General features: G+C 72.6%; 15 protein-coding genes. 6 read left to right on the top strand and 9 right to left on the bottom strand.

Annotated elements, in window-relative coordinates; genetic code table 11:
* Positions 1-2: 2 nt before the first annotated feature.
* Positions 3-809: an EI24 domain-containing protein gene (locus ACZ4MH_RS29690; protein ID WP_351587678.1), complete on the top strand. Its 807-nt coding sequence runs from the start codon at positions 3-5 to the stop codon at positions 807-809.
* Here ACZ4MH_RS29690 and ACZ4MH_RS29685 read toward each other — a convergent pair.
* Positions 799-2,628, bottom strand: coding sequence for an endonuclease/exonuclease/phosphatase family protein (locus tag ACZ4MH_RS29685; RefSeq protein WP_351587681.1), 1,830 nt, complete (start codon positions 2,626-2,628; stop codon positions 799-801). The two genes, ACZ4MH_RS29690 and ACZ4MH_RS29685, sit on opposite strands and share 11 nt — an antisense overlap.
* A gap of 245 nt (positions 2,629-2,873) precedes the next feature.
* Here ACZ4MH_RS29685 and ACZ4MH_RS29680 point away from each other — a divergent pair, with 245 nt between their 5' ends.
* On the top strand, positions 2,874-4,355 hold the full coding sequence (locus ACZ4MH_RS29680) for a hypothetical protein (protein WP_351587684.1): 1,482 nt from the start codon (positions 2,874-2,876) through the stop codon (positions 4,353-4,355).
* Positions 4,356-4,406: 51 nt separating this feature from the next.
* Here ACZ4MH_RS29680 and ACZ4MH_RS29675 read toward each other — a convergent pair whose 3' ends face one another.
* Both ACZ4MH_RS29675 and ACZ4MH_RS29670 read right to left on the bottom strand, forming a co-directional pair.
* The gene (locus tag ACZ4MH_RS29675; protein ID WP_351587687.1) at positions 4,407-4,850 is read right to left on the bottom strand and encodes a hypothetical protein; all 444 of its coding nucleotides are present in this window, start codon (positions 4,848-4,850) and stop codon (positions 4,407-4,409) included.
* A 14-nt stretch (positions 4,851-4,864) separates the two neighbouring features.
* Positions 4,865-6,022 (bottom strand): chymotrypsin family serine protease, encoded by a 1,158-nt coding sequence (locus tag ACZ4MH_RS29670; RefSeq protein WP_351587689.1) that lies wholly within the window; start codon positions 6,020-6,022, stop codon positions 4,865-4,867.
* Between the two features lie 323 nt (positions 6,023-6,345).
* Between ACZ4MH_RS29670 and ACZ4MH_RS29665 the strand changes: the two genes are divergently transcribed.
* Positions 6,346-7,782, top strand: a complete 1,437-nt coding sequence (locus tag ACZ4MH_RS29665) for an alkaline phosphatase PhoX (protein WP_351587779.1) — start codon at positions 6,346-6,348, stop codon at positions 7,780-7,782.
* A gap of 46 nt (positions 7,783-7,828) precedes the next feature.
* Here the strand turns inward: ACZ4MH_RS29665 and ACZ4MH_RS29660 are convergent, their stop codons facing one another.
* A complete protein-coding gene (locus tag ACZ4MH_RS29660; RefSeq protein WP_351587692.1) occupies positions 7,829-8,692 on the bottom strand; it encodes a class I SAM-dependent methyltransferase in 864 nt (287 codons plus the stop codon).
* Positions 8,693-8,787: 95 nt separating this feature from the next.
* Here ACZ4MH_RS29660 and ACZ4MH_RS29655 point away from each other — a divergent pair, with 95 nt between their 5' ends.
* Complete coding sequence (locus ACZ4MH_RS29655; RefSeq protein ID WP_351587695.1) at positions 8,788-9,825, top strand: MsnO8 family LLM class oxidoreductase; 1,038 nt, start codon at positions 8,788-8,790, stop codon at positions 9,823-9,825.
* Here the strand turns inward: ACZ4MH_RS29655 and ACZ4MH_RS29650 are convergent.
* Complete coding sequence (locus ACZ4MH_RS29650; RefSeq protein ID WP_351587698.1) at positions 9,810-10,034, bottom strand: GntR family transcriptional regulator; 225 nt, start codon at positions 10,032-10,034, stop codon at positions 9,810-9,812. The genes ACZ4MH_RS29655 and ACZ4MH_RS29650 overlap by 16 nt on opposite strands.
* A 137-nt stretch (positions 10,035-10,171) precedes the next feature.
* Here ACZ4MH_RS29650 and ACZ4MH_RS29645 point away from each other — a divergent pair, with 137 nt between their 5' ends.
* On the top strand, positions 10,172-10,462 hold the full coding sequence (locus tag ACZ4MH_RS29645) for a hypothetical protein (protein WP_351587701.1): 291 nt from the start codon (positions 10,172-10,174) through the stop codon (positions 10,460-10,462).
* On the opposite strand, the gene ACZ4MH_RS29640 is transcribed toward ACZ4MH_RS29645, so the two are convergent.
* From ACZ4MH_RS29640 to ACZ4MH_RS29630, 3 genes are all read right to left on the bottom strand, one after another.
* Positions 10,437-11,717, bottom strand: coding sequence for a TerD family protein (locus tag ACZ4MH_RS29640; protein WP_351587782.1), 1,281 nt, complete (start codon positions 11,715-11,717; stop codon positions 10,437-10,439). The genes ACZ4MH_RS29645 and ACZ4MH_RS29640 overlap by 26 nt on opposite strands.
* A 105-nt stretch (positions 11,718-11,822) precedes the next feature.
* Positions 11,823-12,095, bottom strand: coding sequence for a GlsB/YeaQ/YmgE family stress response membrane protein (locus ACZ4MH_RS29635; RefSeq protein WP_351587703.1), 273 nt, complete (start codon positions 12,093-12,095; stop codon positions 11,823-11,825).
* Between the two features lie 139 nt (positions 12,096-12,234).
* Complete coding sequence (locus tag ACZ4MH_RS29630; RefSeq protein WP_351587706.1) at positions 12,235-13,044, bottom strand: NAD-dependent epimerase/dehydratase family protein; 810 nt, start codon at positions 13,042-13,044, stop codon at positions 12,235-12,237.
* A 181-nt stretch (positions 13,045-13,225) separates the two neighbouring features.
* On the opposite strand from ACZ4MH_RS29630, the gene ACZ4MH_RS29625 reads away from it, so the two are divergent.
* Positions 13,226-14,425, top strand: coding sequence for a hypothetical protein (locus ACZ4MH_RS29625; RefSeq protein ID WP_351587708.1), 1,200 nt, complete (start codon positions 13,226-13,228; stop codon positions 14,423-14,425).
* A gap of 37 nt (positions 14,426-14,462) precedes the next feature.
* Here the strand turns inward: ACZ4MH_RS29625 and ACZ4MH_RS29620 are convergent, their stop codons facing one another.
* Complete coding sequence (locus tag ACZ4MH_RS29620; RefSeq protein ID WP_351587711.1) at positions 14,463-15,233, bottom strand: IclR family transcriptional regulator; 771 nt, start codon at positions 15,231-15,233, stop codon at positions 14,463-14,465.
* Positions 15,234-15,249 lie beyond the last annotated feature (16 nt).

The raw sequence follows: 15,249 nt of genomic DNA, 5'->3' as shown, positions 1-15,249 counted from the left end.
GTATGCGTGATCTTGTGGCGGGGCTGGGGTACTGGGGCAAGGGGCAGCGCTGGGTCGCGCGGCACGGCCGGTGGTGGGGGTTCGGGCTGCTGCCCGCGCTGCTCACGCTCGTGCTGTACGCGGTCGCGCTGACCGGCTTCTTCTTCTGGGCGGACGACCTCGCGGCCTGGGCGACGCCGTTCGCCGACGGCTGGGGCTCGCCCTGGCAGGGGCTGCTGCGCGGGCTGTTCGTCGCGCTGCTGGTCGCGGGCGGCCTGCTGCTGTCCGTGCTGACCTTCACCGCCGTCACGCTGCTGGTCGGCGACCCGTTCTACGAGTCGCTGTCGGAGAAGGTGGAGGAGTCCGAGGGGGACTGCCCGGAGGGGCCCGGCCTCTCGCTGTGGCGGGAGATATGGATCGCGCTCAAGGACAGCGTGTACGTCCTGCTGCGCGCGGCCGGCTTCGGGCTGCTCTTCTTCCTGCTGGGATTCGTGCCGGTCATCGGCCAGACCGTGATCCCGGCCATCGGCTTCTGCGTCTCCGGCTTCTTCCTCACCCTGGAGCTGAGCTCGGTGGCCCTGCAGCGCCGCGGGATACCGGTGCGCGAGCGGCTGCGGCTGCTGCGCGGCCGCAAGGCGCTCGCCGTCGGCTTCGGCACCCCGCTCGTGCTGCTCTTCCTCGTGCCGTTCGTCGCCGTGGTCCTGATGCCGGGCGCGGTGGCGGGCGCGACGCTGCTGGCACGCGACCTGGTGGGGGAGCCGATACGGGAGCAGGGGCCCGAGGGCGGCGCGGGAGAGGCCCCCGCGCCGCACCCCGGATTCACGGCCTGACGCGCAGCACCTGCGGGTCGTGGTCGCTGGCCTGGTCGGCGAACTCGGCGTTGAGGTGCACGATGTCGTAGTCGGCGCGGGACAGCGCCGGGCTGGTCAGCACGTGGTCCAGCGCCTGGGAGTTGCCGTTGTAGACGTAGCCGTAGCGCTCGGCCTTCGGGAGCCGGTTCACCTGGTCGGTGAGGACGCCGCCCGCGGTGAGCTTCTTCAGCGCCGGGGAGAACTGGTAGTCGTTCAGGTCGCCCGCGACGATCACGGCGGCCTTCCGGTCGACGGCGAGCACGTCCGACACGAAGCCGTGCACGGCCTCGGCCTGGGCGGTGCGCTGGGCCTCGGAGGTGCGGGCCGGCGGCTGGAAGCGGCTGTCCAGGCCCTGGTCGCCGCCCTTGGAGTTGAAGTGGTTGGCGACCACGAAGACCGGCTTGCCCTGGAAGGAGAACTGGGCGGCGAGCGGCTTGCGGCTGTCCTTCCAGGCCGCGTTGGCCGGGTCGATGCGGCCGGGGGAGGCGGAGAGCGCCGGGCGGCCGTCCTTCTTCTCGACCTTCACCGGCGTCGTCGCGTCGCCGCCGGGCGTGTCCGTGAAGGAGACCCGCTCGGGGTTGTAGAGGAAGGCGACGCGGATGTTGCCGCCGGGCTGGCCGCCGTCCTGGTCGTCGGCCGGGTCGATCTGCCGCCACTCGTAGGCGGGGCCGCCCGCCTTCTTGATGGCGTCGGTGAGCTTCTTGAGCGTGGCGCCCGCGGTCACCACCGAGTCGTTCGTGGGCCCGTTGTCGTCCTGCACCTCCTCCAGGGCGACGACGTCGGGCGAGGCGAGGTTCTTCACCAGCGCCTCGGCCAGCCGGTCGAACTTGGCCTGCGCGGTCTTGGGCGAGAGGTTCTCCACGTTGTAGGTGGCCACCGAGAGCTCGTCCGCCGACTGCTTGCGGGTGGTCTCGCGGGCCGGCCCGTGGTCGGCGAGCGTGCCCAGGTCGCTCGCCTCGATCGTGTAGCCGCCGAAGTTGTCGTAGTCCAGCGGCCCGGCGGTGGTGCCGGTCAGCGCGTCGCCGACGTCGGCGACCGGGAAGGGCCGCTCGGCGAACGGGATCAGCGAGGTGATCTTGATCCGGCCGGGGTTCGGATCGGCGTACGAGCCATACAGCGTGCCGCCGCGTGCGGTGCGGTTGTGGCCGGACTCGGCGGTCACCCACAGCTCGTTGTGGGTGTTCGTGGGGCCGACGACCGGCGCGTCGGAGACCGCGACCCGCATGCCCTCCAGCGACTCGTAGCGGTCCAGCGCGTAGCTGCGGGGGCGCAGCTTCAGCGGCTCGATGTCCTTGCCGCCGTTGTCCGGGGCGTATCGATTCGGCACGGACCCGGGGGTCAGCGTGAACGCCGCGGGGAGACGATTCTTCGCCGAGCTCACCGTCCATTTCGCGCCAGTGATCTCGGTGACGGACTGCAGCCCGGCGTCCTTGCCGCCGGGGTAGTACTCGCTGACCGTGCCGGTCACCTCCACCGCGTCCCCCACGGCGACCTCGGGGGTCTGCTTCCCGGTGAAGACGAAGACGGCCTCGCTGGTGGCCGGGTCGCGGTCCGGCTGCGGGTCCTGGAACCAGAAGCCGCGCGCGGACCCGAAGGCCCGTACGGCGGTGACGACGCCCGGCACCCCGGCGACCTGCTTCCCGGCCAGCGGGGATATTCGGGTACCGCCCTGGATGTCGTGGATCCTGGCGTCGGCCGCCGCGGCGGACTGCGGGACGGCGAGCAGGCCGGCGGCGAGGGCCGCGGCGGCTGCCGAGGCGAGCGTGAGCGGTCTGCGGAGCGTTCGGCGGGACGGCATGGTGGCCTCCGGAAGCGTGGGGAAACGAGGGAGGAACTGCGTATCGGAGACGGTCCGCTACGCGCGTCAATCTCTTGTGTGCCGCCGGTAGTTGTCAATACTCGCCCGGTGCACGGCGCCGGGCGGGCCGGTGAACCGCCCGTCAAGGTGGACCGGGCGGGCCGGTGAACAGCCCGGGATCATCACGATTCCGTCTACGCTTGGCGACGCACCAGCAGTAGTCCGCCCGAGGAGCTGAACCTTAGATGTCCGACGAGCGCCCCACCCTTCCCCCGGTGCGGCTGCACCCCGAAGCGGAGCTGGCCAGGGACGCGCTGAGCGCCCCCCTCTTCGCCCGAGCGGCGAAGCTCGCCCGCTGGGCCGAGCGCGAGGTACCGGTCGGCGTCGGCGGCGACCTCCTCGAAGAGCAGCTCGCCGAGGCCGCCGTCCACCTCGGCCTGGCCGTCGACGAGGACGGCACCGGCTACGCCGCCGAGGCGTGGCAGCTGGCCGTGGACACCGGCCTGGTCGAGATCGACGAGCACGCGGGCGAGGACGAGGACCTGCCCGACGGCGCCCCCTCCGGCACCGCCACGCCCGGCGAGGAGCTGCGCCTGCTGACCGCCGGCAGCCCCCAGGACGTGCTGGCCATCTGGCTCGGCGGCATGGAGACCGTACTGGCCGACGCCGCGGCGCCCGACCTCGGCGACCTCGTGGAGCAGATCGCCGAGGGCGGCGAGCTGGACCTGGACTCCATCGACTGGAATCCGGAGGACGAGGCCGAGCTGCTGGACGGCATCCTCGGCAACCTCTACATGCTCTGCGCGCTGGCCGAGGACCCGGAGCAGAGCGTGCCGCTGCCGGCGCTCGCCGCTTCCATGATCGTCCCGGCCGACATGGACGAGCCCACCGACGACATCCTCGAAGAGGTCTCCGAGGCGATGATGCGCCTGGACGACCAGTTCCGGGTGCTGGAGCCGATCGGCCTGGTCGCGTACCAGCCGGTGGACGAGGCGCTCATCGAGGAGCTGGACGAGGACGGCGAGACCGTACGGTCCGCCGAGCCGCTGGAGGAGGAGGACGTCAGCCGGTACGGCATGGTCCGGCTCACCCCGCTCGGCATGTACGCGGTCCGCGCGCGGATGCTGGACGCGGGCGTCGAGGCCCCGGCCGTCGGCGACCTCGCGGGCAAGGGCGCCGACGTGCTGCTCGGCGCGCTGCCCGACTACCCCGAGACGCTGGCGCAGGCCGAGTCCGAGCAGTGGCTCGCGGCCCGCGACGGCCTGACCGCGGCCCGGGACCTGCTGGCCGCCGCGCGCGGCGACGACGACCGGGCGCCGCAGCGCCGGCTCGCCTGCCAGCAGACCCTGTCGCTGGTCGGCCCGGAGGCCGAGCCCGCGCTCCGCGAGGTACTGGACGACCGGCAGCTGGGCGGGCTGGCCCGGGTCTGGCTGGCCGAGCACGGCGCGGCCGGCATCCCCGAGCCCTCCCAGGAGATGATCTTCTGGCTGACCGTGGACACCCTCGCGGCGCAGCTGGGCACCGCCGACGAGGACGCGGCAGAGCTGCGGGACCTGGTCGAGGGGCTGGTCGGTCAGCACACCGGCTTCTTCGACGCGGTCTGGCGGGTCGACCACCCGGCCACCGCCGACGTCCTGGAGGCGATGGGCCGGCTGCACCCGGACAAGAAGGCGGCCAAGGAGGCCCGCAAGGCGGCCTTCAAGGCCCGCTCCAAGAAGGACGGCTGACGGCCCGTCGGTACTGGGTGGTCCCGGCGGGCCGCCGGTCCGTCGGGGCCCTCAGCACAAGTACTGCGTCGTGTGCGGGAAGGACGCGGACTGGCCGTTGAAGCCGTACGTACCGCGGTAGGACAGCGGCACCTGGAACTGGCCGACGACCGTCATGCTCTGGGCACAGGTGCCCGATCCGCCGGGGCGTGCGGCCCGCAGCACCAGCCGGGGGCCGAGCTCGCCGCCGGTGATGTCCCACGGGGCGCCGCAGATGCCGGAGGTGATCCGGCCGCCGGTGACGACGTGCGGGTAGGTGTTGGGGTTGTAGGTCACCTCCATGTCGAAGGTGAGCGCTCCGTTGTTGAGCCGCATCTTCGCGGTGACCCGCAGCGCCTCGGCCGATACGTCGCGCTGCGCGGCGAAGGCCTCGTCGCGCGTCTTGACCTCGGAGCCCTGGGCGTTGATGAACCGGTGCTCCCGCCCCTGGCCCTGCTTCCTGGCTGCGCTCGTCATGGCTTCGCTCCCCGTCAGGCCAGTTGCTCGGCGATCTCGACGCGCAGCAGCGCGCGGACGTTCTCGATGTGGTTCGCGATCGTGACCTGCTGCGACCCCGCGAAGAGCAGCCCGACGGCGACATTGTCGACCGAGGTGATCAGGGAACCGGAGTCCCCGCCTGCCGACATGTTGGTGGTGATGATCTGGTCCTTGAAGCGCGCGGTGCCGGCCGTGCCGTACGAGACGTCGATGGTCGCGTCGGTGGAGAGGATCCGGCCGATCGTCAGGTTGGTGGTCCGGCCGACCTTCTTCACCCGGTCGCCCACCGCCACCTGTGTCTTGCGCCGCCAGGCCCGCGGCGGGCCGTTGAAGTACTGCTGGCGGGTGGCGTCGTGGAACTCCACCTTCGCCAGCGCCGCGTCCACGATGTTGTTCTGCTGCGTCAGCGGGACCTGCGGCGCGAACTGGATCGCGACGAAGCGGGTCAGCGTGCCGATCCGGTCGGCCGGGTCGAGGCCGCCGTCCGCGGGGCCGGGCTGCACCACGGGGGTGCCCAGCGGCGCCCGGTTGGCGTCCGCGAGCACGTGGTTGTTGCTCATGATGTAGTACGTCGCCGGGATGCCGGTGCCGGGCTCCGGCGGGTTGATCTGCGCGTCGGGCAGCAGGTCGTAGACCACGCTGCCGAGCGTGCCCGCGGTGATCCGCACGCTGCCGACCGAGAAGCCGGCCGGGCACGGGCGGATCTTGCGGGTGAGGCGCTGCGGCTCGGCGGCCGTGCGGAGCCGGCCGAGTTCCCGGCCCAGCTCGTCCAGCAGCGGCCGGTCCAGCAGTGAAGTACCGCCGTCGGGGCCGAAGCCGGACTGCTCCTCCGTGCCGCCCGGTGCGGTGAGGCGGGGGTGCTGGGCCGCGACGTGGCCGACGGCCACCACGTCCGTCGGCGTGCCGTCGTCCATCTCGTGCGGGACCACGTCCCGTTCGGACAGCACCGACTCGGGGACCTTCTGGGTCACGAAGACCAGGACCGCTTCCTCGCCCGTCGGCTCGCCGCCCGTCCACTTCACGCCGTGGCCGAAGCCGACGACGTTGGCGAGCGGGTGCTGCGGGTTCATGAAGTCCGCCAGCGCCTGTTGGCGTGCGGTGTCAGGGACCTGTCCGCCGGTGGGGCCGCGCATCATCTCGGGCTGGTTCACACCAGACCACCTCTTCCCCGGTGGGCGACCCGGCGCCCGGCCGTGCGCGCGCCGGGCAGGCGGGCGACGGCTCCCGGGGCGGGGACCGCGTGTGCGTGGGTAGGCACTGTCTATTGCCGGGCAACGCGGCGGTCAAGGCGGAAAGCCAGAAATCTTGTAGTTGGCGGTGGGATGCCGTGGATGACCTTCTTTGCCATGGTTCTCCGTCGTGCGGAGAAACGGTTCCTGGACGTCGTGTCCCGTTCAACTGGTGTTCGGCGACGCACGGGAACGTGTGCCGCGCAGACACAGGGGACTAGGAACCGGCCATCTTGGAGACGACAATGCCGCTCACCCGCAGGGACTTCGCCAAGCGCTCCGCGTACACCGGCGCCGGAGTGGCGCTGGCCGGCAGCGTCGGGGTGCTGGCCACCGCGCCCGGCGCCGTCGGCGCGGAGGCGCAGCACGTTCCCGCAGGTCAGGACGGCGCGCGCCTCGGCTACGGCCCGCTGATCGAGGACCCGAAGGGCATTCTCGCGCTGCCCGCCGGCTTCAGCTACAAGATCATCACCCGGACCGGCGTCACCAAGCTGGAGAGCGGCGAGTACACGCCCTCCAACCACGACGGCACCGCCACCTTCGAGGGTCAGCGCGGCGCGACCCTGCTCGTGAACAACCACGAGCTCAAGGGTCCGCGCGCCGACTGGCCGCACCCGGTGCCGCTCACCCGGGGCCACGTCTACGACCCGGCCGCGTCCGGCGGCTGCACGGTCGTCGAGGTCGCGCACGACGGCTCGCACGTGAGCGAGTGGGTGGGCATCGCCGGCACCTCCACCAACTGTGCGGGCGGCCGCACACCTTGGGGCACCTGGCTGTCCGGTGAGGAGACCGAGGACAAGGCCGGCGACCACGGCATGACCAAGGATCACGGGTACGTCTTCGAGGTCGACCCGTACGACCAGAAGGCCAACCGGGACCCCAAGCCCGTCAAGGCGTTCGGCCGGTACCCGCACGAGGCCGTCGTCGTCGACCCCAAGCGCGGTCATGTCTTCCTCACCGAGGACGCCTCCGGCCCGAACGGCCTGCTCTACCGCTGGACCCCGCCGCAGGGCTTCAAGCACGGCCGCGGGCAGCTGCGCACTCTGGCCGACAATGCCGGTGTGCTCGCCGCGTTCAAGTGCTTCGACTCCGGCGGCCGCTTCGTCGACGACCTCTCCCGGGCGACCGAGCCCGGCACCGTCTACGGCGTGGACTGGGTCGAGGTCCCGGACCGGGACGCCCGCACCACTTCGGTGCGCAAGCAGTTCAAGGACGGCGAGGTCACCCGCGCCCGCAAGCTGGAGGGCATGTGGTGGGCGGACGGCGGCGTGTACGTCGTCTCCTCCTTCGCCCGCGAGGAGAGCCCGGTCCAGCACGACGGCCAGGTGTGGTTCTACAACCCGGCGCGCCGCACGCTGACCCTGAAGGTCCGCTTCGGCGTCAACCCGCACCCCGAGCAGGACGGCGCCTTCGACGGCCCCGACAACATCAGCGTCTCGCCCTACGGCGGGCTGATCATCGCCGAGGACGGCGAGGGCGTGCAGCACCTGTTCGGCGCCACCGAGGACGGCCGGACCTACCCCGTCGCGCGCAACGAGCTGAACATCGGCACCGCGGAGGAGCCGGAGTACAGCGAGTTCACCGGGCCCGTCTTCTCGCCCGACGGGAAGACCCTGTTCGCCAACATCCAGGAGCCGGGCATCATGCTCGCGATCACCGGTCCTTGGCGGCGGCAGCGCTGACCGGTCGCCCGACCGGCCGGGCCGGGGGGAGCCCGGCCCGGCCGGATCAGCCGGTTTCCGGGCTCTCCGGCCGGTCGGCGGTGAGCACGTAGTAGTCCAGCAGCCCCTTCTCGTACGCGGTCAGGAACCGGCGCGGCCACAGGTCGCGCAGCTCGGGGACCTGGCCGAGGTACCGGTCGTACGCGGCCCACACCGATTCCCCGATCGTCCGGATCCGCAACTCCGACAGCCCGGCCGCCGCCAGCGTGGCGGTCACGTCGTCCGCCACGTGGGCGAGGTCCAGGCCGTCGGCGTAGGTGGGCAGCAGTCCGGGCAGCGCGCGGGCGGCCTCCTGGTGGGTGGCCAGGAACGTCGTCAGCACCAGCCGGCCGCCCGCGCGCAGCACCCGCGCCGCCTCGCGCGCGAAGCCGGGCACGTCGGGGAAGTGCTGGGCGGCCTCGACGGAGAACAGGCAGTCCACCGAGGCGTCCGGCAGCGGCAGCCGCTCGGCCGCGCCGCGCCGGTAGTCCAGCCGCCCCGGGTGCGCGTCGCGTACAGCGGCGTTCCGCTCCCGTGCCCGGGCGACCTGGTCCGGATGCACGTCCACCCCCAGGACCGAGCCGAAGCCGTACTCGCACAGGGCGAGGGCCGAGCCGAGCCCCAGCCCGCAGCCGACCTCGACGGCGTCCTGCCCCTCCGTACGCTCGAACGCGCGCAGGACCAGTCGGTACAGCTCCTGCTCCGTACGGATCCGGTCGCCTTCGGTCAGCGGACCGTCCTTCGGCGCGTCCGCCCAGTACCCGAAGTTGATGAACCCACCGGCGAACGCGGGCACATGACTGAGGTCGAAGGTCCCGTAGATCTCGTCGACAGGGGCGGGGACGGGCGCGGGGGAGGGGGCGGGGACTTCGGGTGGCTGGTCGGCGGGCATCCGGGCTCCTCGCGTGCGGCCGGGCGGACGCCGGGACGCCGGGGCGGCCCGCCGGACGTCCGGAATCCTGGGCGGCGGAAAACGTTGTACGGAAGGTGAACTCGACGACAGCGGCCCCACGATTCTCGGTCCTGGACCGGTCCCGCACCAGAGCCGGACGGCCGCAGGCCGAAGCCCTCCAGGAAACCGTGCGCTTCGCCCAGCAGGCGGAGAAGCTCGGCTACCACCGCTTCTGGGTCTCCGAGCACCACAGCGTGCCGGGTGTGGCCGGTTCCGCGCCCACCGTCCTCGCCGCGGCCGTCGCCGCGGCCACGGAGCGGATCCGTGTCGGTACCGGCGGCGTGATGCTGCCCAACCACCGGCCGCTGGTCGTCGCCGAGCAGTTCGGCGTGCTCGCCTCGCTCTTCCCCGGCCGGATCGACATGGGCCTGGGCCGCTCGGTCGGCTTCACCGACGGCATCCGCCGGGCGCTGGGCAGCGGCAAGGACGCCACGGCGGACTTCGGCGCCCGGCTCGCCGAGCTGACCGGCTGGTTCACCGGCACCCAGACCGCCCACCCGCAGGTCCACGCCCGGCCCGCCGAAGGACTGACCGTCCCCGCGTTCGTGCTGGCCACCGGGGCGGGCGCGGACATCGCCGCGGAGGCCGGGCTCGCGCTGGTGATCGGCGACGTGCGCGGCCGGGAGGCGCTGGTGCGTGCCGTCGAGCGCTACCGGGCGGCCTTCCGGCCCTCCCCGCTCTGGGAACGGCCGTACGTCGTCGTCTCCGCGACCGTCGCGGTGGCCGCCACCACGGAGGAGGCCCGCCGGCTGCTGCTCCCGGAGGCGTGGTCGATGGCGTACTCCCGGACGCACGGGGTCTTCCCGCCGCTGGAGCCGGCCGAGGCCGTACTCGCCCGCGAGTCCACGATGACCGCCAAGGAGCGGCAGCTCTACGAGGCGGCGCTGGCCGGCCAGATCCACGGCACGGAAACCGAGATCCGCCCGGCCGTCACCGACCTGCTCGCCACCACAGGCGCCGACGAACTACTGGTCACCACGAGCACGTACGACCGCGCCGCGCAGCTCGACTCTTACCGACGGCTGGCGGCGGTGGCCGAGCTGGGTCGCGGGGTCGCTCAACCCGTGACGTAGCTGCCGGCACCCAGGACCGTGCGCAGGCGGCCCTCCTTACGGAGCTGAACGACGGCCTTCTGGACCGTCGACTGGGTTACGCGGTACTCAGCGGCCAGCGTGACCGTGCCGGGGAAGCGTTCACCAAGGTCCCACTCTCCGGCATCGAGACGACGGCGGAGGTCAGCGGCCACTTGCGGCCAGACCGGCACTGAGCGATCAAGGTCCATACCTACAGCGTGCGCGGAGCCGCGTCAGCGTGCTACCGCGTAACCGCGATACCGCGTAAGGTTGGGCCCGAAAGGGCCCCGGCGGCCGGATCGCACCCGGCCCCGGGGCATGGCCGACGCTACGAAGGAGCGACGACATGGAGACCCTACGACGGCTGCCGTGGACCGAGGAAGGGCGGGCGGCCTACGTGCCGTTGGGCGACGGCATCGTGAATCACCTGGCCGATGTCATGGAGGCCGAGATCCTGGGCACGGCGAAGGCCGACGTGTCCCGGGCTCGCGCGCTGGTCGGCGACTCGGCAGCCTCCAGGACGGAACTGTGCAGGGCCGTCCAGTACCTGGCTTGTGCGGTCGAGGACGCTGCCCTCGTCGCCGACCTCCGTGCGGAGCGACTCGCCTCCGTCAGAGCGCCTGGGCGGCCGGTTTGACCATGCCGCGGACCGTGCGGGAGTCGACGAACTCGCCCAGGGCCGTCATCTCCCACTCGCCGCTGTACTGCCGGATCAGCTTGGCCATCAGTACGCCCGTCCGCTTCTCCGAGCCGGTCAGGTCGAAGCGGACCAGCTCCTCGCCGGACTGGGCGTCCAGCAGGCGGCAGTACGCCTTGGCGACGTCGGTGAACTTCTGGCCCGAGAAGGAGTTCACCGTGAAGACCAGGCCCGTGACCTCCGGGGGGAGGCCGCCGAGGTGGACCGTGATCGCCTCGTCGTCGCCCGCGCCCTCACCCGTGAGGTTGTCCCCGGAGTGCTGGATCGCGCCGTTGAGGATCGCGAGCTTGCCGAAGAAGCAGTTGTCGATCTTTTTGCGGTCCGGGCCGTACGCGATCACTGACGCGTCGAGGTCGATGTCCTTGCTGCGGAACGCGGGCTCCCAGCCGAGGCCCATCCGGACGGAGGAGAGCAGCGGTTGGCCGCCCTTGACCAGGGAGACGGTCTGGTTCTTCTGGAGGCTGACGCGGCCCTTGTCGAGGTTGATCTTCCCCGCACTGGCGGGGGACGGTGCCGGGGCCGGCGGCGGCGCGGGGGTGCCCAGGGAGCCCGGGGCGCCGGGGACGGCGGTCGGCGGGGCGAGCGGGGCGGGGGCGCCGGTGGGCGGGCCCCACTGGCCGGCGCTCGGCGCGCCCGGGTGCGGCGGCGCCGGGGGCGTGGCGGGCTGCTGCGGCGCGACGGGCGCCGCGACCGGCGCCGCGGGCTCCTCGACGCTGACGCCGAAGTCCGTGGCGATGCCCGCCAGGCCGTTCGCATAGCCCTGGCCCACCGCGCGGACCTTCCAGGCGTCGCCGCGGCGGTACACCTCGACCACCACCAGGGCGGTCTCGGAGCCCAGCTGGGGCGGGGTGAACGTGGCGAGCACGCTGCCGTCGTCGGCGCTGCGGACCGTCGCCGTCGGCTCCGTGCCGGCGAAGGTGGCGCCCGGCGCGTCGAGGCTCGCCGTGACGACGATCTTGTCGATGCCGGGCGGCACGGCGGCGGTGTCCACCGTGATCGTGTCGCCGCCGCCGCTCGTGCCCGCGGTGTGGGTCACGCCCGGACCGCTCGGTTGGTTGTAGAAGACGAAGTCGTCGTCGGAGCGGACCTTGCCGTCGGGGGTCAGCAGCAGGCCCGACACGTCCAGCCGCACGGGAGCGGTGACGTCCACCGCGACCCGCGCTGCGGAGAGCGGGAGATTCGAGCCAGGAGTCATAGCGGTCATGCCCCCAGTAACGACCGGCACCGCTTTACGGTTCCATTACCCGCTCGATCCTCCGCCGGCCGTGGGACGCGCGCCTCAGTACCGAGGCGCGCCGTATCAGTTCCGGGCGCGGGAGTTCCCGAAGAGCAGCCGGTAGATGATCAGCAGGACCAGGGCGCCGGCGATGGAGGCGACCCACATGGCCGGGTCGAAGAAGTCCTTCGGTATCGGGCGGTCGAGGAACTTCGTGGAGAGCCAGCCGCCCACGAAGGAGCCCACGATGCCGGTCAGGGTGGTGCCGACCAGGCCGCCCGGGTCCCGTCCAGGCAGCAGGACCTTGGCGATGACGCCGGCGACCAGCCCCAGTACGAGCCAGCTGACGATGCCCATGATGGTGTTCCTCGTTCCTGCAAGGGGTTGTTACGCCTTCAAGGACGCGAGGACACCGCCCGAAGTTCCGTGCGGTATGCCACCACCGGCCACGACCAGCCGACACCGGCCGCCATCGGCCACCGACGGGCGGCGGACCTCAGTACGGCCAGATCGGCGGGTCCGTGCAGAACGCGCCGCCCAGGTGCGCGTGTTCGGGGTTCTCCGGGTCCAGCTCGCCCTGCGCGGCGAGGAGTTCGGCGGCGTACTCCTCGGAGTCGTCCTGCGGCTCGTAGCCGAGCGCGCGGGCGCTGCTCAGGTCCCACCACAGCCGGGTGTTGGCGGAGGAGCCGTAGACGACGGTGTGGCCGACCTCCTCGGCGGTGAGGGCCGCGTGGAGGAGCCGGGCGCAGTCGGCGGGGCTCATCCAGATCGACAGCATCCGCACGGACGTGGGGCGCGGGAAGCAGGACCCGATGCGGACGGAGACGGTCTCCATGCCGTGCAGGTCCCAGTAGAGCGCGGCCAGGTCCTCGCCGAAGCCCTTGGACAGCCCGTAGAAGGTGTCGGGGCGGCGCGGGGTGTTCACGGATATCGCGGCCGAGCCGTCGCGCGGGCGCGGCGTGAAGCCGACGGCGTGGTTGGAGGAGGCGAAGACGATCCGCCGCACGCCTTCCTCGCGCGCCGCTTCGTAGAGGTGGTACGTGCCCTCGATGTTGGCCTTCAGGACCTTCTCGAAGGAGGACTCCAGGGAGATGCCCGCGAGGTGGATCACCGCGTCGACACCGTGCACCGCCTTGCGCAGCGCCTCCCGGTCGGCGAGGTCGGCGACGATCGCGTCCGGCTCGCCCTCGATGGGCAGGCGGTCGAAGAGCCGCAGTCGGTAGCCGTACGAGGGCAGTAGTTCGCGCATCAGGGTGCCGAGGCCGCCGGCGGCTCCGGTGAGCAGGACGGTGCGGGGTGCGGTCATGGGCGTCAACGTAAAGAAGGGACGTGCTCCGGTCAAGATGGTGGACGGGTAAGGGCTCTTGACCCGCAGAGTGCGCTGTTTTAGCGTCGTCGCGTTCACTCACATGGACACCGGCCATGGATGCGTCTGCACAGCGTCTGTGTACGCGTCTCTGCGGTTGTGGTTCTTCGAAGGGATCTCGATGCGCGCCGCCGCCTTTCTCTACCCGTGGGACGTCGTCGGGGACCCGGACGCCGCGCGGCGCATCGCCGGGCTCGGCGTCGGGCAGGTCACCCTCGCCGCCGCCTACCACTCCACCCGCGCCCTCACCCCGCGCCACCCGGAGCACCGCGTCGTCACCGCCCGGCACTCCGCCGTCCTCTACCCGCCGTCCCCGGGGCGTTGGGCCGGCCGTGCGCTGCGCCCGTATGCGCAGGACTGGGTATCGGGGCCCGACCCGTACGCGGCGGCCGCCCGGGCGCTCACCGACGCGGGCCTGGAGGTGCACTCCTGGGTGGTGCTGGCGCACAACTCCCGGCTGGGCGCCGAGCACCCGGAGTCCGTCGTCCGCAACGCCTACGGGGACGCCTACCCCTGGGCGCCCTGCATCGCACGCCCCGAAGTGCACGACTACCTCGTCACCCTGGCCGCCGAGGCCGCCGTACGGCCCTGCACCCGCGGCACCGAACTGGAGTCCTGCGGCTGGTACGGCCTCGCCCACCTGCACGCGCACGACAAGACCGGCGGCGTCGGCCTCAGTGGCGCGGCGCAGTACCTGATGTCGCTGTGCTTCTGTACGGAGTGCCGGCAGGGGTACGCGGCGCTGGGCGCCGACCCCGAAGAGCTGCGCCGCGCCGTGGTGCGCGCGCTGGCCCCGGTGTGGGCGGGCGGCGGCGCCGGGGGAGCGGGTGACCGTGCGGGGGAGTGGGCCGAGGTGGCCGAGGCGCTCGGCAAGGAGTACACGGCGGTGGTCGCGGGCTGGCGGGACCGGGCCGCCGCGCGGCTGCAGCGCGACGCCGTGGCCGCCGTACGGGCCGCCGCCGGGCCCGACTTCCGCGTCCTGCTGCACGCCGACCCCGCACCGCACCGCTGCGGCGCCAACGCGGGCGTCGACCCCGAGCGGATCTTCGACCACGCGGACGGGGTGGTCGTGCCGTGCACCGGGAGCGCGTCGGACCGTGCCGCGGCGCTGGCGCCGTTCACGGGGCGCGGCGTCCGTGCCGCGAACTTCACGGTCGTCCGGGGCATGGGCGGCAGCCCGGACACGCTCGCGGCCGACGCCGCCCACGCGGCCGCGTCCGGCGCCGACGAGCTGCGGCTGTACCACGCGGGCCTGGCGTCCGACGTGGACCTGGAGGAGGTCCGTACGGCCCTCACGGAGCTGAGCGGCTCCGGCGCCTGAGCGGCCACGGCCGCGCAGAAGGCAGAAGGCGGAAGTACTACAGGCGGCGCGTCGCCAGCGTCAGCCGGTCCCGGGCGTCGAAGAGCGCGTCCTTGACCATCTGCTCGTGGGCCGGGGTGAGCCGGGCGACCGGCACCGAGCAGCTGATGGCGTCGCGGGCCGGCGTGCGGTACGGGATCGCCACCCCGAAGCAGCGCAGCCCGAGGGTGTTCTCCTCGCGGTCCACGGCGTACCCCTGCTCCCGTACCGCGTGCAGCTCCTCGATCAGCGCTTCGCGGTCGGTGGTGGTGTGCTCGGTGAGCGAGGGAAGCGTCTCCGGGAGCATCTTGCGCACCTGCTCGTCGGTGTGCGTGGCGAGCAGGGCCTTGCCGAGGGACGTGGAGTGCGCGGGCAGCCGGCGGCCGACGCGGGTGAACGGGCGCAGGTAGTGCTGCGACTGACGGGTCGCCAGGTAGACGACGTTGGTGCCGTCCAGGCGGGCCAGGTGGATGGTCTCGGTGGTGTCGTCCGAGAGCCGGTCCAGGGTGGGCCGGGCGGCGGCCACGACCTCGTCGCCGTCGATGTAGGACGTGCCGACGAGCAGGGCGCGCACCCCGATGCCGTACCGCGTGCCGGTGGCGTCCGTCTCCACCCAGCCGAGGTCGACGAGCGTGCGCAGCAGCATGTAGAGGCTGGACTTCGGATAGCCGACGGCCTCCTGGACGGAGGCGAGGCTGTGCATCCCGGGGCGGCCCGCGAAGTACTCCAGCAGTTCGACCGTCCGCACCGCGGACTTGACCTGTGATCCCCCGGTCTCGGCAGCCGGCATCGCCCTTGACCCCTCA

Source organism: Streptomyces sp. NPDC026301, assembly GCF_055567935.1.
Note: the sequence above shows the minus strand (reverse complement) of the source record. Positions and strands in the feature narration are given on the sequence as shown.